General features: G+C 66.8%; 1 protein-coding gene. It reads left to right on the forward strand.

Annotation, left to right across the window (positions count from 1 at the left end):
- On the forward strand, positions 1-223 hold a 223-nt coding region (locus E4K09_RS29095), incomplete at both ends, for a hypothetical protein (protein WP_166802319.1).

Here is a 223-nt window from a genome sequence, read left to right on the forward strand (position 1 = left end):
ACATGGACTTGATCTGCGCACTCACGTCGTTTTCCGTTGGCACGCTCGATGGGCGGGACGCCATGATGGTGATCGAGATGGCCACCACGCCGGAGGAGTACGAGCAGGGGGGGCGCCGGCAGATGCCGGTCGCCATGACGGCCGAGCATGCACGCGAGCTGGGTGAGGCGCTGCTGCTGGCCGCCAGGGCTGCTCTGATGGGCGACACGCCTTCATACGCCCT

The sequence above is a fragment of the Microvirga pakistanensis genome (assembly GCF_004458765.1).
GTDB lineage: Bacteria > Pseudomonadota > Alphaproteobacteria > Rhizobiales > Beijerinckiaceae > Microvirga > Microvirga pakistanensis.